The organism is Lacticaseibacillus camelliae DSM 22697 = JCM 13995 (assembly GCF_001436615.1).
Taxonomy (GTDB): Bacteria; Bacillota; Bacilli; order Lactobacillales; family Lactobacillaceae; genus Lacticaseibacillus; species Lacticaseibacillus camelliae.
The window spans coordinates 26,617-45,879 of record NZ_AYZJ01000010.1 but is presented as its reverse complement, the minus strand read 5'-3'; the positions used below and the strand labels follow the sequence as shown (position 1 = coordinate 45,879).

Below are 19,263 nucleotides of genomic sequence, written 5' to 3'. Positions count from 1 at the left end.
AGGAGGAATTAGATGCATCTGTCTAAGCGTATCAACAGTGTTTCCCCATCGGCCACACTGGCGATCAGTACCCTCACCAAGCAAATGAAAGCAAAGGGGCAGGACGTGATCGACCTGTCGATCGGCCAGCCCGACTTCACGACGCCTCAGTTCATCGACGCCGCGGCAACTGCTGCCATCAATTCCGGCCAGGCCAGCTTCTACACGCCGGCGACCGGGATCGCAGAGCTGAAGGACGCCATCGCCGCTCACGTGGCCAAGCAAACAGGCGTGACTTACGCCAAATCGCAAATTGCCGTGACGACCGGTGCCAAGCTGGCCCTGTACGGGCTGTTTCAGGTGCTGCTCGACCCCGGTGATGAGGTCCTTGTCCCGACGCCGGGCTGGGTGTCCTATGTTGAACAGATTCGCCTGGCTGGTGGGGTGCCACGCGCAGTCGTGGCGGCTGCCCACTTCAAGGTGACTGTGGATGAGCTGGAGGCCCAGCGGACGCGGAAGACCCGCGCCGTGATCATCAATTCACCGCAAAATCCTAGCGGCGCGGTATACGCCCGCCAAGAGCTGACCCTGATCGGCAACTGGGCACTGCAGCACGGGATTTTAGTCGTGGCCGACGACATTTATCGCGACCTTATTTACAACGGGGCGAGTTACACCTCGATGATCGAGATTGATCCGGCTATCACTGCCAATACGGTGCTGATCTCCGGGGTGTCGAAATCATACGCGATGACCGGCTGGCGCATCGGCTTTGCGGCCGGACCCGAGAAGCTGATTGACGCCTTGGGTAAGTTGTTGGGCCACGCGACTGGCAATCCGACTGCGGCCAGTCAGTACGCGGCGGTGGCCGCCTTTACCAGCGACGGCACAGCGGTGGAAACCATGCGTCAGGCGTTTGAGGACCGGCTGAATACGATTTTTCCGCTGGTGCAAAAGCTGCCGGGCTTCGACCTGCCTGAAAAGCCGCAAGGGGCGTTTTACCTGTTTCCGCAGGTCAAGCGCGCCGCCGCGCTCACGCACTACACCAGTGTCGACGACTTCGTGGCTGCGCTGCTGCAGGAAACCGGCGTGGCCCTGGTGCCCGGCCGGGCGTTCGGCATGCCGGACTATGCCCGCCTGAGTTACGCCACAGACAAGGCATCGCTGCTTGATGCAGTGGGCCGCATCGAAAATTTTGTTGGAAATAACTAGTAAGGGGAAATAACCAATGACGCAAGAGATCCGCATCAAAGACGCAAAGGATCACGTAAATGAAGAAGTTCGTATCGGGGCCTGGCTGACCGACAAGCGCTCAAGCGGGAAAATCGCTTTTCTGCAGTTGCGCGACGGTTCGGCCTTTTTCCAAGGGGTCGTGCTGAAAAATAAGGTCAGCGAGGAAGTTTTCCAGACGGCCAAGGAAATGCGGCAGGAAACCAGCATGTGGCTGACCGGCGAAATTCATGAAGATTCACGCAGCCACTTTGGCTACGAGATCGAAGTCCACGACATCGAAGTGGTCGGAGAAAGCGAAGACTACCCAATCACGCCCAAGGAACACGGCATCGAGTTCTTACTCGACCACCGGCACCTGTGGCTGCGCAGCAAGCGCCAGTTCGCGATCCAGCAGATCCGCAACGAAATGGTGCGGGCCACTTATGAATTCTTCAACAAGGAAGGCTTCATCAAAATGGACCCGCCGATTCTGACTGGCAGTGCGCCAGAAGGGACGACGGAGCTGTTTGAAACCGACTACTTTGACCAAAAGGCCTACCTGAGCCAGTCCGGCCAGTTGTACGCCGAGGCCGGGGCGATGGCGTACGGCAAGGTCTTCACGTTCGGCCCGGTCTTCCGCGCCGAAAAAAGCAAGACGCGCCGTCACCTCACCGAATTTTGGATGATCGAACCCGAGATGGCGTTCACGCATCAGGCCGAGAGCCTGAAGGTTCAGGAAAACTACATCGCCTTTCTGGTCCAGTCCGTCCTTGATAACTGTGCGTACGAGCTGAAGCTGATCGACCGCGATCCGGAGATCCTCAAGCGCTACACCAAGACCCCGTATCCTCAGATCCGCTATGACAAAGCCATCGAGATGCTGCAGGAAGGCGGGTTTGACACCAAGTGGGGCGACGACCTCGGGTCACCTGAGGAAACCTATTTGTCCGAACAGTTTGAACAGCCGGTCTTCGTCCTGAACTACCCGAAGGCAATCAAGCCATTTTACATGCTGCCGGAAGAAGGTCGCGACGATACTTACGTCTGCGCCGACCTGCTGGCACCGGAAGGCTACGGCGAAATCATTGGTGGCTCCGAGCGGGAGACTGACTATGACAAGCTGAAGGCCGCCATTGAGGCCAAGGGCTTGGATCTTTCCGAGTACGAATGGTACTTGGATCTGCGCAAGTACGGCAGCGTGCCACACTCGGGCTTTGGCCTGGGCTTCGAGCGCGCCATCACGTGGATCTGCCACCTGGACCACCTGCGCGAATCGATTCCGTTCCCACGGATGATCAACCGTTTAAAGCCGTGATATCAGGGCTGGGCTTAGGCCCGGCTTTTTTGTCAAGAAAGGGGGTGCCGTCATGGCAGAGCTAAGCAGTTACCTCGCCGCCGGCCAAACCAGTTTGTCGCAGGCGTTGTTTGCGCATTTCAGTGAGACGACGTTGACGCACCGCGAATTTATCGTTTACCTGTTTCTCGCGAACTGGGGGCAGCACCACACTGAGGCCCCGGAGCTGGGGGCCCTGGCCGCCGCGACCAAGCTCAAAAAGCAGGATTTATACACCGTGATCGAAACACTGATTCAAAAAAAGGCGATCCAGCTGGTGCAGCGGCCTGGCAAAGGCGGCCGCACGCTGGATCAGTACGACGTGACACCACTGCTGGACCAGGTGCTTAAACCCGCGGGAGGCCAAGCCGTCTCACCTGCGCAGGCGCCGAATCAGCAGGTGTTCAGCCAAATCGAGGCTGAGTTTGGCCGGCCGCTGTCGCCCATCGAGCAGCAGACTATTACCGACTGGCTGACCATTGACCACTACGCACCGGACATGATCAACCTGGCCCTGCGCGAGGCCGTTTTGAACCAGGCGTACTCGCTGCGGTACATGGACCGGATCTTGCTCAACTGGGAGAAAAAGCACCTGACGACCCCGGCTCAGGTCCAAGCCGAGCAGGAAAGGCACTTGGGCCTATGAGCAAAATGACGAATGCACGGGCGCAGCAGTTGCTGCGGCTCGTGCTTGACCTTTACCCGGATCCGCAGCCGACGCTGAATGCGACCAGTCCGTATCAGATCCTTGTCGCGGTGATGTTGTCGGCACAAACCACCGATGTGGCAGTCAATGCCTGCACGCCGGCGTTGTTTGCCGCGTATCCAACCCCGGCGGTCATGGCCGCCGCACCGCTGGCCGAAATCGAGGCCAAAATTGACCGGCTGGGACTTTATCACAACAAGGCAAAATACCTCAAGGCGCTTTCCGCAGCCTTAGTTGACCATTTTAACGGTCAGGTCCCGCAAACCTACGCAGCCCTGACAAGCCTGCCAGGCGTCGGCCGCAAAACCGCGACCGTGGTGCGCACCGATGCGTTTGGCATCCCAGGCATCGCGGTCGATACGCACGTCAGCCGCATCATCAAGGGGTTTGGCATTGCGCCGCAAAAAGCCACGCCCGACCAGATTCAAGCGCGGCTTGAACACCTTATGCAACCGGAGACGTGGATCCGCCTGCACCGGGGGTTGATCCGCCTGGGCCGCGAATGGCTGACCGCCCGGCACCCGCAGCTGCCGCCTGACCCTGCGTGGCAGGCGTTCAAGAATGAGTACAAGCCACTGAAAGAAGGTCAATCAAAATGACAGATCAAATTGTGTCTTCGACCCGGCATCAGCACCGCGAATCCTGGGATCACTACTTCATGCAGCTCGCAACCGTTGTCGCCCAGCGCTCGACCTGCGAGCGCGCGACGGTGGGGGCGCTGCTGGTCGTCGATCATCGCATTATTGCCACCGGCTACAATGGCAGTATTTCCGGCGATCCGCACTGCGATGACGCCGGCCATCTGATGCGTGATGGGCACTGCATTCGCACGCTGCACGCCGAGATGAACGCGATCTTACAGTGTGCCGAAAATGGGGTCTCAACGCGCGGCGCTGCTGTGTACGTGACGTATTATCCGTGCCTAAACTGCACCAAAGCCTTGATCCAGGCCGGGGTCAAGCGTGTCTACTATGCGCATGACTACCATAACGACCCGTACGCGGTCCACCTTTTCCGGGACCATCACATTGAAACGACCCAAGTCACGGTGACAGCGAAATGACGAAAAAGGCCTTGCCGTTTTCATTAAACGGCAAGGCCTTTGATTTTGTGTTCAAAATCTCTGGTGGGGGATCATTGCTGATGCGAGGACGATGTCTCGCTGGTCTCTGAGGACGAGCTTTCCGCCGAGGAGGAGCTGGTGGCCGGCTCACTGGAGCTGACTGCGCTGCTTGAAGTACTCGACACGCTTGAACTTGACGACGAAGACGAGGATGTTTCACTGCTCGACGTCGAGCTGACCGAAGAACTGGTACTTGAGCTGCTGGTCGGCGTGTCGGCAACAGCGGTCTTGGTGGATGGCCCATGGCCGCGGACGTACAGCTCGCGTGTGGTGTTGGCCATATTGCCCGTCACGGCAGTGCCCGGGTTCGACCCCTTGAGGATGTGCTCGACTAGGACTGAGCTAGGCTTGTGCCAATCCTTGTTTGGCAGGTTTTCACTTTCGACAAGGTAACTCATCATTGCCTTGTAGATTTGCTGGGCAATCAAGTTCGAGTCATTGCCCAAGCCGTTTTGCAGCGGCTTGTCGTAGCCCGTCCAAATCGACATTGTGCGCTGGGTCGTGTAACCCGTGAACCAAATATCCTTGGCCAACCCGGAGAGAGCGGGATTCGATTTAAGTTCCGGATCACCGTAATCGGAAGTCCCGGTTTTGCCGGCTTCGTGTAGCCCGGGAATCCGAGCGTAAACGCCGGTCCCGCCGGTGAGAACGCCCTTGAGCATGTCTGTGATCATGTAAGCAGTGCTGGCCTTCATTGCCCGGGTGCCATTGCTGGTGAAGTTGGTGGTGCGGCCTTCCATGTCAACAACTTTCCGGACATAAGTCGGCTTGTAGTACGTGCCGCCATTGGCAAAGGCGGAATAGGCGGCAGCTTCCTGTTCTGTGGTCACCGAAGCGCCAATCGCGCTCGGATAAACCTGCTGGTCTTTGGGCAGGGTGATGCCAAGCCCCTTGAGGAAATTCAGCCCCCTGGAAAGGCCAACCGCTTCCAGTGTCCGGGCAGCGACGGTGTTGCGTGATTTGACTAAGGCCTCGCGAATAGAGATTCGGCCCAGGTAATTATGGTCAATGTTGTTAAGGGTCGCGGTGCTGTTCGGCCAGGTATACGGCGCGTCATCCATTTGCTGGTAGGTGGAGTAGTTGAGGTACTCGATTGCCGGGCCGTAGTCCAGCAGCGGCTTCATGGTCGACCCGTTGCTGCGATCGTTTTGAGTGGCCCGGTTGTACGCCAGGCGCACATCACCAGTCTTGCGGCCGCCAATTTGGGCGATCACACGACCGTTGTTCGGGTTGGTGATGGTCACCGCCGTCTGCAGCGAATTGTTGGGGAACTGAACATACTGGTCGGTGTTCACAATATCGTACAGGCGTTGCTGCGCCTTCATGTCGATGTTGGTGTAAATCTTGAGATTTTCGCTGTAAGGATCGACCCCGGTTTTGGCCTTGACTTCCTTGATGACGGAAGTGAGGTAGGAATCGATGACCTTGTCCGTGCCTGAGTTCGTGGTCTGCGCCTTTTTCGTGACCAGACCGTCAGTCACCGGTTTGGCCTTGGCGGCATCCGCTTGCGCTTGGCTGATCTTCTTGTTCGTCACCATTGCCTGCAAGACTTCGTTGCGACGCGTCGTGGCGGCCTGCGGGTGCTCATAAGGGTCATACCCGGCAGGGGACTGCGGCATCCCGGCCAGCAGTGCGGTCTGCGAAAGGTCAAGCTGCTTTAGGTCCTTGTTGAAGTAGTACTTGGCTGCAGTGCCCATGCCGCGCTGGGCGTTATCCATGTAGACCTTGTTAATGTAAAATTCCAGGATCTGTTCCTTGCTGTACTGCTGTTCCAGTTTAATTGCCAGCCAAGCCTCTTGCGCCTTGCGCTTGAGGGTCTGGTCAGAAGCCTTGGTCGAAAAGACCGACAGCTTGATCAGCTGCTGCGTTAGCGTCGAGCCGCCTTGCAGGCCTGACCCGCGGCCGGTCACGCGGCCGACGACGTTATTCATCGCCGCACTGGCGATTCGAATGGGGTCGATGCCCCAGCGCTCTTGATAAAAGCGGCGGTCTTCGATTGAGACCACAGCGTCCTTAAGCGTCTGGGGGATCTGATCGGCCTCGACGTAGGTACGACTTTCAACGCCCAAGGTCGTGATAGCGTTCCCTGAGCGATCGTAAATCGTGGAGCTGCCGCCTGATTTCAGTGCGGCCTCGGTCACTTTGGGAGCACTGGATGCGTAATACGCAAACAGTCCGATGCCGGCGACCACAGCGACCACAAAAACAACCAGCAAGGTTTTTAGAACGGTGAGCCACCGCCGCTTTTTCTTCGGGTGCCGCGCTTGCTTACGCGCCATTCGTGATGGGGTATTAGCCATTTTCAGTGCCTCTCTTTGTTTTGATTAACCAGTCCACGCCGTCCAGGTAAGGAATCAGTGGCTGCAGCTTGGGGTGGAGTTCGAACCCGGCTGTTTCAATTGCTTTAAGGGGAATCGACTTGCGGCCGTTTTTCAAGCTCTCGGCCCACCAGCGGTTCAAGTCACTGACCGGGTACACAAACAGCCGATTCAACGTCACAAAGCGAATCAACGCAAAACAGATCCCGCCTTGTTCGAGACAAGCGTTCAGGTGCCTGACCTGATGCGGATGAAAGTTCTTGAGCGGGAAGCTTTGCCTGTTTTTGGTCTCTTTGGCGTCAAAGTCAACATAATAACCCTGGTAGACGCCATTATAGTCGGTCGTCGAAGGGGTTTTGAAATAAGCCTCTTTAATGACCGCCTGACTGCGCTGAGGGTAGTCGACCTTGACGATCTGGATCGGGGTCGGTTTTTTATAAATCACCGCGCGTTTGGCCGCCCGGTAATACTGATTACTCGCATTGAGCTCGGCTTCCAGCGTCATGCCCCGGCCGCCGTAGTTGACGGCGTCTTCGGCAGTTTGCTTGCCGCTCTCGTATGCTTTACCATTGGGGTAATGAATTGCCATATGTCCACGCTCCTAGCGCCATTATATCAATCTTGGCCGGTTGTGACCTAATGAGAAGGGAACCGTTATGCTGACACGCCTTTGGCTGACCGGGTATCGCTCGTGGGAACTGAGCACTCACGGGGAAGACGACCCTAAAATCACGGTGATTAAGTATAGTTTAAAAAATGCCTTGATTCCACTTCTGGATGATGGCCTCAAGTGGGTGATCACAGGCGGGGAGCTCGGCATCGAGCAGTGGGGTGCTCAAGTTGCGATGAGTTTGAAGCCTGATTACCCGGATTTAAAAGTGGCGGTCATGCTGCCATTTGCGGACTTCGGTCACCAGTGGAACGAAGATAATCAAAATCGCCTGCAGACGTTGATCAGTCAGGTGGATTTTAGCCAGCCCACTTCTAGCGCCCCATACCAAAACCCACGCCAACTTTCGGGCTACACGCAGTTCATGCTGCACCACACAGACGGGGCGCTGCTGGTTTACGACCCGGACTTTGAGGGCAAGCCGCGCTTTGCGTACCAAGGCGCGCAGGCGGAAAGTAATCGCCGTGCGTATCCGCTGACACTGATCACGATGGAGGATTTGGAAGAGGCCGCCCGCGATTGGGGCGAAAACCATGCAAATGAGCAGTTTTAAAGCGATTAGTGGTATGATACAATAGTTTCAGTAAGTCTTCGAATGAGGTGCTGGATATGGATAGCAAGGAAACAACATTCAATGTTCAACTTGACCCCAAGGCCATTTTGGATAAGAATTTTAAAAAGGTCATGCGCGGTGACGATCCCGACGAGGTCGATGAATTTCTCGATCAAATCATCAAGGATTACGAGAATTATAACGCCGAGCTGGATCGCCAAAGTGAGGAAAATGCCCGTTTGCGCAGTCGCGTTGACGAGCTGACCAAGCAGTTATCCGTTTCGAAGAACGTGGCCGCGGCCACCCCGCAGCAGCCGAATGCCACTGCGACGAACTACGACATTTTGAAGCGGCTATCCAACCTGGAGCGTCACGTCTTTGGCAGCAAGTTGTCTGATGGCGGCCAAAGCACCCACGACGACCAATCTGGAATCGATCAGTACTAAATTTGTGAATTCATTTGCAGTTCTCGAGTAATCGCGCCAGGCTGATGTCTGGTGAGGAAAGTCCATGCCCGCCCAAGCTGCGATGCTTGGAGTGTTCGCGTCAGGCCCAATAAGCCTGAGTACCGTTTTACGGTAACGGCGACCCAAAGCGCTAAGGCTTCGGCTATGCGTGAGTCGGTCTGAAAAGTGCCACAGAGACGATGCTGACGGGAAACCGTCAGCTTGGAACGGGTAAACCCCGCGAGCGAGTAACCCAAACTTTGGTAGGGGCGCAAGGCCTAGGAAATTGAACCGATGGCCCTAACAGCGAAAGCTGAGATAGATGATTACTGAAGGCACCTTGGCCTGACTTGGTGCTGGAACAAAACATGGCTTATAGAGGACTGCAAACAGGCGCGGCTCGGGGTTTCCCCGGGCTGTTTTTTGTATGGTGCGAAGGGTTCGCGCGCTTAGCTAGGCTGGATGCTCCATCGTTGAGAACCCGAAGCCCGATTAATGGTGCGAAGGCCTGGCGCCGTTTAGCCCGATGACCAGACGATCAAGGCATTGCCGTGTTCGTTTCCGGTGACACAGCCCCTTTTCTGGGGTAACATTGAAGCGACAGAAAAGGAGACTATTATGCAATATAAATTACTGGCCACCATGGCTTCCGGACTGGAAGCATTGACCGCCCGCGAGATTCGCGACTTGGGCTTTGACGAGCAGACTGACAACGGCAAGGTGTATTTTCAAGGCGACGAAAAAGCCATTGCGAAGGCCAACGTGTGGCTGCGTACCGCCGACCGCGTGAAGATCATTGTCGGCCAATTCACGGCCACGACCTTTGACGAGTTGTTCGAAGGCGTCAAGGCACTGCCTTGGGATCAGTACCTGCCACTGGACGCGGCCTTCCCAGTCGAAGGCCGCAGTGTGCGCTCGAAGTTGCACTCCGAGCCTGACGTGCAGGCAATCACGAAAAAGGCCATTGTCGATAAGCTGGCCACGGTGTATCACCGGCGCGGACGGCTGGCGGAAACCGGCAAAACGTATCCGCTTGAGGTCTCGATTCTCCGTGACGTCGCGACGCTGACCATCGACACCACCGGCCCCAGCTTGTTCAAACGCGGCTACCGGATCGCCAAAGGGGAGGCGCCGCTAAAAGAGAACTTCGCGGCCGCGCTGGTGATGCTGACGAATTGGCACCCGGACATGCCCTTTGTTGACCCGACCACTGGTTCTGGCACAATTCCGATTGAAACCGCGCTGTGGGGCTTAAACATTGCCCCTGGGCTGCAGCGGCATTTTGCGTTCGAGAATTTTGCCTTCATGGCTCCGCAGGTGCTTCAGGATGTGAAGGACGAGGCGCTGGATGCAGCCGACTTTGACCGCGAGCTCGACATTCAGGGCTTTGATTTGGACCCGAAAATGATCGAGATCGCGCAGGAAAATGCCAAGCAAGCCGGGCTGGGCCAGACAATTCGATTCAAGCAGCTCGCCGTCAAAGACAATCGGCTGGACAACGACCAACACGGGGTGCTGGTCTCGAATCCGCCATATGGGAAACGACTGGGTGAGCTTGACGCCGCCCGCACGCTTTACCGCGAGATGGGGCAAGTTTACGGCGACCTGACTAACTGGAGCCGCTACATTCTGACCGCGGACCTCGAATTTGAAAAAGCGTTCGGGCACAAGGCCACAAAGCGGCGCAAGCTATACAACGGGACAATTCGCACGGATTACTTCCAGTTCTGGGCGCAGCGGCGCCACTAAGGAGTGGTAGCATGAACATTTTAACTTTGTACGGCCTGCCGGATAGTGCGGCTGATGACTTTGCTGAGCACCCGGACTGGCATGTCATTTCCAAGGCTGCTTTTACCTCTGCTCAGGCCGAAAGCATCGATGTGATCCTGGGCTGGGACGCGGTCGGCGCTGAGCTGATTGCCGGGCCGAATCACGTTAAATTCGTTCAGGCCATGTCAGCTGGCGTCGATTACCTGCCACTGACGCAGTTCCAGCAGCAAGGCATTCAGCTGGCCAACACCAGCGGCATTCATGCTGAGCCCATTGCCGAGTCAACGCTGGCGATGATTCTTGCCTTTGCGCGCGGACTAGTGCCTGCTGCGCGGCAGTGGGACAATGAAGCAAGGCGGCCTTCGATGTGGCTACCAGCCGGCAAAACGGCGGTGATTTTTGGCACGGGCCACATCGGCCGGGCCATCGCCCGCCGGCTCAACCAGCAGGGAATGACTGTCTGGGGAATTAGCCGCCACGGCAACGCCGCCGAAGGGTTCGCGAAGGTCGGTACCGATGAGCAGGCTGCTTCGTTTGCGGAAAATGCGGATGTGCTGATCAACGTCATGCCGCTGACTGGCGCCACACAGCACTTTTTCAACGCTGGTTTCTTCAACGGCCTCAAGCAGGCCCCGCTGTTTGTTAACGTCGGGCGCGGTCAGACTGTGGACACCGTGGCGCTGCGCAATGCGCTCCACGCCGGCCGCCTCTCAGGGGCGGCGCTGGACGTCTTCGAGCAAGAGCCGCTACCGGGCACCGATTCGCTCTGGCAGGAGCCGTGCGTGCTGATCACGCCACATATTTCGGGCACCGTCCCGCACTTGCGCGAGGCGGTTTACCAAATTTTTAAACCGAACCTCGAGGCCTTAGCCGCCACGGGTCAGATTGTCAAAAATCGCGTTGACTTGACCGCTGGCTACTGATTTTTGACCGGATAACGCGTATACTGAAAGCGTTATCAAAAGCACCCAAAAGGAGGTTCTTGCTCATGGCGCAACGCACCACTGAGATTATTAGCTTACTGGAGGACGCATTACTGACCAAACGCAAGGTGTCGATTCACACCATCGACAAAAAGGTCTTGAAGGGGATCATCTCGGAGATTCACCCCGCCACGGTGAAGCCGTATCAGGAACGCAGCACGGTGATCATCGAAACCACCAAAGGGGCGAAACGGCTACAGGAATACGCGATCACCAAGATCGCCTGGGCCTGAGCCCTGCGGCACGACGTTCAATGTCGTGCCTTTTTTTTGCCTTATTGGTGCAGAACGGTGGTAAGGGGAATGTATGGGTGAAAACCCTTGCGGCTTGCGCTATAATTAGCATTACATTAAACGCTGGTGAGAGCCAGCGAAGGGAGCGACAGGAACATGGCAGAAGCACGATACCAAGACGACTTGTACGAGTCAGTCAATGGCGAATGGGAAAAAACGGCGGAAATCGCGCCAGACAAAACGGCGACTGGGGGCTTTAATGACCTCGCAGACGACGTTGAGGCCAAGTTAATGGCCGATTTTGCGGCGGTCAGTGACGGCAGTAAAAAGGCGCCGGATGCCTACTTTGCGGAGGCCGTTAAGCTTTACGACAAGGCGAAGGACTTCACTGCGCGCGACAAGGCGGGGATTAAGCCGGCTCTGGACCGCCTAGTACCACTGAATGACACCTCTGATATTGCGGCGTTCAACGCCAAAGCCGCTGACCTGTCAGCGTCGTTGTTCCCAATGCCGTTTGAAACGGATGCGGAACCCGACCTGAAGGATACCAGCGTGAATAAGATCACGCTGACTGGTCCTTCGACCATTTTGCCTGACGTGCCTTACTACGCTGAAGATAACCAGCAGGGCCAGGCGCTGCTCAAGGTCTGGGCCGACATGGTCAAGGAAATTTTGGCGCAAACGGACCTTTCTGCCGGCGACCAAGAGACTTACCTGAACGATGCGTTGGCGTTTGACCGCGAACTCGCCAAGCACGTCAAGACGCGCGAGGAATGGGCGGACTACCCGAAAGCTTACAACCCGCAATCCTTCCAGGAAGTGGCCGATCAGCTAGGAGACTTTGATTTGGCGCGCTTTGCCAAGGACGCGTGGCCGGCAGTGCCGGAAACCATTATTGTTGGCGATCCGCGCTTTTTGAAGGAGTTCACGCAGCTGTTCTCCGCCGCGACTTTTGAGCGTTACAAGCACTGGGCCTATGTCTCCGACTTGGTTTCCAACACCGGGTACCTGAGCGAAGACCTGCGCCAGCTCGGGGGTAAGTTTGGCCGCGCTTTGTCAGGCAATCCCGAAGCGCCTAAGCAAATCAAGCACGCCTACCGACTGGCCAACCGGGTCTTCTCGGAACCGGTCGGTATCTACTACGGCCGCACGTACTTCGGCGAAGCAGCCAAGCAGGACGTGACCCAGCTGGTCAAAAACATGATCGCGACTTACAAGCGCCGCCTGGCGCACTCCGACTGGCTCAGTCAGTCCACCAAGGACAAGGCCATCGTCAAGCTCGACAAAATGGTCCTGAAAATGGGCTACCCGGAGCGCCCGAACGAAGTGTACGACCGCATGCACGTGCAGGAAGACCAAGGCCTGCTGGAAAACGTGATCCAGCTTGCCGAGGCCCGGCATGCCTTCAACGTTGAGCAGCTGACCAAGCCGGTCGACCGCAACGTCTGGAACATGCCAGGCCACCTGGTCAACGCCAGTTACGATCCGTCGCGCAATGACATCACGTTCCCGGCAGCGATCCTGCAGGCGCCGTTCTACTCCCTGAAGCAGACCGCCAGCGAAAATTACGGGGGGATCGGCGCGGTCATCGCCCACGAGATCTCACACGGGTTTGATAACAACGGGGCCCAGTTTGACGAGTACGGCAACATGACGAACTGGTGGCAGGAAGCCGACTACGCGCACTTCAAGGAACTGACCCAGCAGATGATCGACGAGTTCGATGGAATCGAAACGCCGGCCGGCAAGGTCAACGGCAAGCAGATTGTCTCCGAAAACATCGCCGATGCGGGTGGCTTGGCCGCCGCACTGGAAACCGCGCAGAATCAGCCGGACGCTGACCTCAAGGCCTTCTTCACCAACTGGGCCCGGGTCTGGCGTCAGAAGTCTCGGCCGGAGTACGCCAAGTTTATCCTGTCGATTGATGTGCACGCCCCAAACAAGTTGCGCGCCAATGTGCAACCGCAAAACCTCGACGAATTTTACACGACCTTCGATGTTAAACCAGGCGACGGGATGTACACCGCACCGGAAAAGCGGGTCCACATTTGGTAACCGAAAAGATATTGGCGCAATATTCGCGTCTGGAAACGGTCCGGCTGACGCTGCGGCCGTTTTTGCTGTCTGATGCCGAGGCCCTGCTGGAGAATGGTCGCGATCCACGCGCCAATCAGTGGTCGTTGCGGTTCGCCGACCTGAGCGCCGCCGAGGCCAACATTCGCCGCTACTGGTTGGGCCAACCGGCGGGCAAGTGGGTGATCGAACAAGACGGCGTGTTCCTGGGTGCGGTCGAGTGTCACCTGCATCAAGATATCGAGGCGGTGGAAATTGGCTACTTGCTGCTGCCCAAGTACTGGGGGCAGGGGGTTGCGACTGAGGCGGCCCGCGCCGTGATGCAGCTGGCGTTCGGCCCGCTCGAGGCGCAATCCGTCCTGATCGGCTGCGATGAGTCCAATCAGCAGTCTGCCAGTGTCGCACGGCGGTTAGGGCTGCACTTAGCCTGGCTGGTCTTTTCCGCACACCAAGATGCGGAGACCTGGTGGGTGCGCTACCGATAACGGCTTGCCAATTCCAGCCACTTGGCTCACAGTAGAAATGACAGCTTCGCCTGCCAAAGAAAGTATTGGAGGTCAATCATGCAAGCTTTTCGCTTAAATAATCAAACAGATCTGCGTTTTGGACCGCTCAAGGAAGCGGACCTGAAAGCGGCCGTCAGTCAGTTCGGCGACCGTGTGCTCTTCGTTTACGGTGGCCATTCAATTAAGGCCAGCGGGCTCTACGACCGCGTCATCAAGGCGCTCTCCGGCCTGCACGTGACGGAACTGCCAGGCATCGCACCTAATCCTAAGATCGATTCCGTGCGCGCCGGCCAGAAGCTGGCGAAGGCCAACAATATTCAGGTGATTCTGGCCGTCGGTGGCGGCTCGGTCATTGACGCGTCCAAAGTAATCGGCGAGGCTGCGAACTACGACGGTGACCCGTGGGACATCGTGCGCGACAGTGAGTTGGGCAAAAACACCCCGCAGCTGCCGATTGTCGATGTCGTGACCCTGGCCGCGACCGGCACTGAAATGAACATCAACGCAGTGATCTCAAACCCTGAGACCAAACAGAAGCTGGGCGCTCGCAGCAGTCGCACGCCGGCCGTTTCCTTCATGGATCCGACCCTGACCTTCACGGTTCCGGCGCGGCAAACGGCGGCGGGCGCCATGGATATTTTCAGCCACCTGTGCGAGCAGTACTTTGACCGCGAGCCCGATAATGATGCCACCAAAGGCATGATCGAAGGCCTGCTGCGCAGCGTGATCAAGTGGGCGCCGGTCGCCATCAAGCACCCCGATTCATTGCCCGCTCGTCAGAACCTGATGTGGACCGCGACCGCCGCGCTGAACGGGGAAATGGGCGCCGGCAACCGCAACGGCTGGTCGTGCCACCCGATGGAGCACGAGCTTTCCGCCTACTACGACATCACGCACGGCGTCGGGCTGGGCATTTTGACGCCGCGCTGGATGCATTATGTCCTGACGACCGATCCCACGACCACCGCGCTGTTTGCGCGGTTCGGCCGCAACGTCTGGCACCTGACCGATGCCGAAGACGAAGACCTGGCAGGGCACGCCATTGCCAAAACGCTGGCCTGGATCACCAGCCTGGGCTTTGGCATGACGCTCCCAGAAGTCGGCATCCCCGATGACAAGAACTTCGCTCCAATGGCTCAGGCCGCGGCCAAGCGGTTGGGTAATGCTTATCTGCCACTGGACGAAGCGGCAGTCACCGCCATTTACCAAGCCAGCATGACGCCTGGTCTGGCTTAGCCCATAAAAATAGCGCTGATCGCCGCGAAGCGATCAGCGCTATTTGTTTGGCCTAGAACTTGTAATCGTCGTCGCTCATGGCTTCCACTTGGCCCAGCCGGTAGCCGTTGCCGACCTGAGAGAAGAAGTCGTGGTTTGAGGTCGACGTTGAGATCCCGTTCATGACGATCGGGTTGACGTCTTCAGCAGTATCCGGGAACAAGGGGTCCTGACCGAGGTTCATCAGCGCCTTGTTGGCGTTGTAGCGCAGGAAGGTGAGGACTTCGTCAGTCCAGTCGGTCTTGGCGTACAGGTCGTTCGTGTAACCTTCCTCATTGGCGTAAAGGTCGTACAGCAAATCGTACATCCAATCCTTCATCTTGCCTTGCTCGTCTTCTGAGAGCTCGTTGAAGCCGAGCTGGAACTTGTAGCCGATGTAGGTCCCGTGAACGGACTCATCGCGAATGATCAGCTTGATGATCTCGGCGACGTTGGTCAACTTGTTGTTGCCCAAGTAGTATAGCGGGGTGAAGAAGCCGGAGTAGAACAGGAAGGTTTCTAGGAACACCGACGCCACTTTTTTCTCCAGCGGCGAACCGTTGTGGTAAATGTCGTTGATCTTGTTCGCCTTGTACTGCAAGTGCTTATTGGAGTTGGTCCACTCAAAAATCTCGTCAATTTCCGCCGGCGTGTTCAGCGTGGAGAAAATCGTCGAGTAGGACTTCGCGTGCACGGACTCCATGAACTGAATGTTGTTCAGCACGGCCCGTTCCTGCTGGGTGCGGATGTTATCCATCAGGCTGCGCATGCCGTCCTGGCTCTGCAGGGTGTCCAGCAGGGTCAGCCCGCCGAAGACGTGCCCGACGACCCACTGTTCGTCATGACCCAGCGTGCGCCAATCATCCAAGTCGTTTGAAACCGGAATCCGGGTGTCCAGCCAAAACTGTTCAGTCAGCTTCTCCCAGGTCGCCTTGTCGATCTGGTCTTCAATGTCGTTCCAATTGATCGCAATGTACTGCTTTTCAGCCATTTTGCCACTCCTTAAAATTGTTTGCCGCAAGACCCGCAAAAGGCAGGGCCAAGCCCTGCCCGCTGCAGTTTAGATCGAGCAAGATTCGCAAGCGTTTGAGCCGATTTCTTCCTGGTCATCCGTGTAAGTGCGGATGTAGTAAATCGATTTAATCCCCTTGTGGTGCGCATAGTTGCGCAGGATGTTCAGGTCGCGGGTGGTCATCTTGTTGGTGCGACCTTTCTTCCACGGGTACATGCCTTCTGGAATCGTGGAGCGCATGAACAGGGTGAGGGACATGCTTTGGTCAACGTGCTGCTGAGCCTCGGCGTAAACATCGATTTCCTTGCGCATGTCGATGTCATAAGCGCTCTTGTAGTAGGGCATCGTGTCGTTCGAGAGGCCGGGGGCCGGGTAGTAAATCGTCCCGATCTTCTTTTCCTGGCGGTCCTCAATGCGGTTAACGATCGGCTGCAGGGAGGCGCTGGTGTCGTTGATGTAAGAAATCGAGCCGTTCGGGGCCACGGCGAGGCGGTTCTGGTGGTACAAGCCGTCCTTCATCACTGCGGCTTTCAGATCAGCCCAATCCTGCTGAGTCGGGATCTTGACGTCCTTAAACAGTGCCTGCACCTTCTCGGTTTTCGGGGCCCAGGTCTGGTCGATGTATTTGTCGAAGTAGGAGCCATCGGCGTACTTGCTGGCCTTGAAGTTGTGGAACGTCTCGCCGCGCTCGGCGGCAATCTTGTTTGAGGCCTTCAGGGTGTAGTAGTTGAGCAGCAGGAAGTAAATGTTGGTGAAGTCCAGCGACTCCTCATCCCCGTACTGCATGTGGTTCAGGGCAAAGTAAGTGTGCAGGCCCATCGCGCCCAGACCGATGGAGTGGGCCAAGTGGTTGCCGTGCTGAACCGACGGCACGACATCGATGTTGCTGCTGTCGGTGACGTAGGTCAACGCCCGCACCATCGCCTCAACGCTCTTGCCGAAGTCCTTGCTCTTCATCAGGTTGGGAATGTTGGTCGAGCCCAGGTTGCAGGAAACATCCGTGCCCATCACGTCGTATTCCTGCTTGTTGTTAATCACGCTCGGGGTTTGGACCTGCATGATCTCGGAGCACAGGTTGGACATGATGATTTTACCGGCGATCGGGCTGGCATCGTTCGCCGTGTCGATGTTCACAATGTACGGGTAACCGGATTCCTGCTGCAACTTGGAGATTTCGTTTTCAAGGTCGCGCGCCTTGATCTTGTACTTCTTGATCTTGGGATTGGCGACCATGTTGTCGTACTCCTTGCTGATGTCGACATAGGAGAACGGCTGACCGTACTCGCGCTCGACAGAGTAAGGGGAAAACAGGTACATGTCGGCATCCGCGGCGACCAGTTCGTAGTACTTGTCCGGCACAATCACGCCGAGGCTCAGGGTCTTAACGCGATACTTTTCGTCCGCATTTTCCTTCTTGGCGCCCAGGAAGCTGATGATGTCCGGATGGAAGACGTTCAGGTAAACGACCCCGGCCCCTTGGCGCTGGCCCAGTTGGTTGGAGTAGGAAAAACTGTCTTCCAGCAGCTTCATGACTGGCAACACGCCGCTGGCGGCGCCTTCGATGCCCTTGATCGGGGCCCCGGCTTCACGCAGGTTCGACAGCGTCAAGCCGACCCCGCCGCCGATGCGAGACAGCTCCAAGGCGGAGTTGACGGCGCGACCGATCGAGTTCATGTCATCGCTGATCTGAAGCAGAAAACAGGAAACCAGCTCACCGCGGCGCTGACGGCCGGCATTGAGAAACGATGGCGTCGCCGGCTGGTAGCGCTGGTGGATCATTTCGTCGGCGATCGCCATGGCGAGGGCCTCGTTGCCGTCCGCGAAATACAAGGCATTAGAAAAGACCCGGTCCTTGAAGTCTTCCAGGTAGTACTGGTTGTCGTCAGTCTTCAGCGCATACTGCGCGTAGAACTTATAGGCCGCCATAAAAGACTTGAAGTGGAACCCGGCGTGGCTCAGAAAAGTGTTGAGTTTTTCCAAGAAAGCGGGACTGTATTTATCGAGCATCGCCTTTTCGTAATAGTTGTGCTTGACGAGGTAATCCAACCGCGCCTGAAGCGAGTCAAAGTGCTTGGTGTTGGGGTCAACGTTTTCTTTTAAAAATGCCGCGAGCGCCTGCTTGTCCTTGGCCAACGGGATCTGACCGTCAACTGGAATGTTGATCTCGTTATTCAAGGCGTAGTAGGAAACGTCCTCTGGTTTTAATGTGCTTAATGCCATAATGTCACCACTTTCACAAAGTTAGGGAGATGAAAAAAGCTGGCCGATTAGCCAGCCAGCTGCTTCAGTGCTTCCGGCCGAAAGCCGTAGAAGGATTTCACGCCGTCGGCCTCAAGTACCGGCACTGCCTGGAAGCCTTGGTCCTTCAAGTAGCTGATGTATTGGGGCTCTTCGTTGATGTTGTGTTCAGTGAACTGAATGTTGTGGCTCCGCAGGTAATTTTTCGTCATGCGGCACTGCGGGCAGCCGTTCTTGGTAAACAAAGTAATGTTACTCATGCTGATCACTCTTTCTTGTTATCTTATGGGACTATCATACTCAATGTTGGGGGTGGGGTCAAGCAAAAACACCACATCTTGTGGCCGACGACGATCGTTGGCTCAAGGTGTGGTGCTAAAGGTTTTGTACGTCTAGTATACCCCGGCTGTCCACGTAAAAACAATACTTGGACACTGCTTTTTTGTAAGTTTCCTCAGGCTCAGCCAATGACCTATAATGAAGATGAAGGCATCGGAGGTGAAAACATGAATGATGATAAGAAGGCGGACCAAGCGGCGGCGGTCGACATGATCGACGGCCTCATTGATTACGCCAGCAAGCACGGGGTCAAAAGCGACGACTTGGCCAAGACGTTGATCGACGCCACGCAAAACGGATTGGACGGCGTCGATGCCTTGTTCAAGGATGGCGGTCTGGAGCGGCAAAGCGTTGAGGACCTCGCCACCGGCTACTTGGTCGATCGTTATCACCTGGAAGGCGACGAGCTCAAGGCGCGCCATGACGACATGGTCAAAGCAGCCTTGGAAACCCTGCGCAAGCATCCCGAAAGCTTTGATAAATGGGTCAAATAAAAACAGTTCGCATCCGGCGGA

At 56.6% G+C, this 19,263-nt stretch carries 19 protein-coding genes and 1 other RNA gene; 15 read left to right on the top strand and 5 right to left on the bottom strand.

Going from position 1 to position 19,263, the window contains the following annotated elements:
• Window positions 1-12: 12 nt before the first annotated feature.
• Genes FC75_RS01695 through FC75_RS01675 form a run of 5 tightly spaced genes read left to right on the top strand, consistent with a single transcriptional unit; the run spans window position 13 to window position 4,293 of the window.
• The gene (locus tag FC75_RS01695) at window positions 13-1,191 is read left to right on the top strand and encodes a pyridoxal phosphate-dependent aminotransferase (RefSeq protein ID WP_056988949.1); all 1,179 of its coding nucleotides are present in this window, start codon (window positions 13-15) and stop codon (window positions 1,189-1,191) included.
• 16 nt (window positions 1,192-1,207) lie between these two features.
• Complete coding sequence (asnS, locus tag FC75_RS01690) at window positions 1,208-2,506, top strand: asparagine--tRNA ligase (RefSeq protein ID WP_054662584.1); 1,299 nt, start codon at window positions 1,208-1,210, stop codon at window positions 2,504-2,506.
• Between the two features lie 52 nt (window positions 2,507-2,558).
• Window positions 2,559-3,170 (top strand): DnaD domain-containing protein, encoded by a 612-nt coding sequence (locus tag FC75_RS01685; RefSeq protein WP_054662581.1) that lies wholly within the window; start codon window positions 2,559-2,561, stop codon window positions 3,168-3,170.
• 5 nt (window positions 3,171-3,175) lie between these two features.
• A complete protein-coding gene (locus tag FC75_RS01680) occupies window positions 3,176-3,829 on the top strand; it encodes an endonuclease III domain-containing protein (protein WP_054662619.1) in 654 nt (217 codons plus the stop codon).
• On the top strand, window positions 3,826-4,293 hold the full coding sequence (locus FC75_RS01675) for a deoxycytidylate deaminase (protein ID WP_054662578.1): 468 nt from the start codon (window positions 3,826-3,828) through the stop codon (window positions 4,291-4,293). Before FC75_RS01680 ends, FC75_RS01675 begins: the two co-directional genes overlap by 4 nt.
• A 71-nt stretch (window positions 4,294-4,364) precedes the next feature.
• Here the strand turns inward: FC75_RS01675 and FC75_RS01670 are convergent, their stop codons facing one another.
• Window positions 4,365-6,653 carry a transglycosylase domain-containing protein gene (locus FC75_RS01670; RefSeq protein ID WP_054662575.1) on the bottom strand — a complete coding sequence of 763 codons (2,289 nt, stop codon included), beginning with the start codon at window positions 6,651-6,653 and terminating at the stop codon, window positions 4,365-4,367.
• The gene (recU, locus tag FC75_RS01665; RefSeq protein WP_056988948.1) at window positions 6,646-7,260 is read right to left on the bottom strand and encodes a Holliday junction resolvase RecU; all 615 of its coding nucleotides are present in this window, start codon (window positions 7,258-7,260) and stop codon (window positions 6,646-6,648) included. The genes FC75_RS01670 and recU overlap by 8 nt, the downstream gene beginning before the upstream one ends.
• Before the next feature lie 70 nt (window positions 7,261-7,330).
• Here recU and FC75_RS01660 point away from each other — a divergent pair, with 70 nt between their 5' ends.
• From FC75_RS01660 to FC75_RS01625, 9 genes are all read left to right on the top strand, one after another.
• Complete coding sequence (locus FC75_RS01660; protein WP_056988958.1) at window positions 7,331-7,894, top strand: SLOG family protein; 564 nt, start codon at window positions 7,331-7,333, stop codon at window positions 7,892-7,894.
• A 56-nt stretch (window positions 7,895-7,950) separates the two neighbouring features.
• Complete coding sequence (gene gpsB / locus FC75_RS01655) at window positions 7,951-8,340, top strand: cell division regulator GpsB (RefSeq protein WP_054662572.1); 390 nt, start codon at window positions 7,951-7,953, stop codon at window positions 8,338-8,340.
• Window positions 8,341-8,359: 19 nt separating this feature from the next.
• An RNA gene (gene rnpB, locus FC75_RS12365) (RNase P RNA component class B) lies at window positions 8,360-8,721 on the top strand.
• Window positions 8,722-8,958: 237 nt separating this feature from the next.
• Window positions 8,959-10,089, top strand: a complete 1,131-nt coding sequence (locus tag FC75_RS01650) for a THUMP domain-containing class I SAM-dependent RNA methyltransferase (protein ID WP_054662568.1) — start codon at window positions 8,959-8,961, stop codon at window positions 10,087-10,089.
• An 11-nt stretch (window positions 10,090-10,100) separates the two neighbouring features.
• Window positions 10,101-11,033, top strand: a complete 933-nt coding sequence (locus FC75_RS01645; RefSeq protein WP_082397700.1) for an NAD(P)-dependent oxidoreductase — start codon at window positions 10,101-10,103, stop codon at window positions 11,031-11,033.
• Window positions 11,034-11,098: 65 nt separating this feature from the next.
• On the top strand, window positions 11,099-11,326 hold the full coding sequence (locus FC75_RS01640) for a hypothetical protein (protein WP_054662565.1): 228 nt from the start codon (window positions 11,099-11,101) through the stop codon (window positions 11,324-11,326).
• 156 nt (window positions 11,327-11,482) lie between these two features.
• On the top strand, window positions 11,483-13,381 hold the full coding sequence (locus tag FC75_RS01635; protein ID WP_054662562.1) for a M13 family metallopeptidase: 1,899 nt from the start codon (window positions 11,483-11,485) through the stop codon (window positions 13,379-13,381).
• 11 nt (window positions 13,382-13,392) lie between these two features.
• On the top strand, window positions 13,393-13,884 hold the full coding sequence (locus tag FC75_RS01630) for a GNAT family N-acetyltransferase (protein WP_162261090.1): 492 nt from the start codon (window positions 13,393-13,395) through the stop codon (window positions 13,882-13,884).
• Window positions 13,885-13,962: 78 nt separating this feature from the next.
• The gene (locus FC75_RS01625; RefSeq protein ID WP_056988946.1) at window positions 13,963-15,141 is read left to right on the top strand and encodes an iron-containing alcohol dehydrogenase; all 1,179 of its coding nucleotides are present in this window, start codon (window positions 13,963-13,965) and stop codon (window positions 15,139-15,141) included.
• Window positions 15,142-15,193: 52 nt separating this feature from the next.
• On the opposite strand, the gene nrdF is transcribed toward FC75_RS01625, so the two are convergent.
• The 3 genes from nrdF to nrdH form a co-directional block, all read right to left on the bottom strand.
• Window positions 15,194-16,150, bottom strand: a complete 957-nt coding sequence (gene nrdF, locus FC75_RS01620; RefSeq protein ID WP_056988945.1) for a class 1b ribonucleoside-diphosphate reductase subunit beta — start codon at window positions 16,148-16,150, stop codon at window positions 15,194-15,196.
• A gap of 69 nt (window positions 16,151-16,219) precedes the next feature.
• Window positions 16,220-18,391, bottom strand: a complete 2,172-nt coding sequence (nrdE, locus tag FC75_RS01615) for a class 1b ribonucleoside-diphosphate reductase subunit alpha (protein WP_056988944.1) — start codon at window positions 18,389-18,391, stop codon at window positions 16,220-16,222.
• A 47-nt stretch (window positions 18,392-18,438) separates the two neighbouring features.
• Window positions 18,439-18,669, bottom strand: a complete 231-nt coding sequence (nrdH, locus tag FC75_RS01610; RefSeq protein WP_054662556.1) for a glutaredoxin-like protein NrdH — start codon at window positions 18,667-18,669, stop codon at window positions 18,439-18,441.
• A gap of 246 nt (window positions 18,670-18,915) precedes the next feature.
• Between nrdH and FC75_RS01605 the strand changes: the two genes are divergently transcribed.
• The gene (locus FC75_RS01605) at window positions 18,916-19,242 is read left to right on the top strand and encodes a hypothetical protein (protein WP_054662553.1); all 327 of its coding nucleotides are present in this window, start codon (window positions 18,916-18,918) and stop codon (window positions 19,240-19,242) included.
• The last annotated feature ends 21 nt before the right edge of the window (window positions 19,243-19,263 follow it).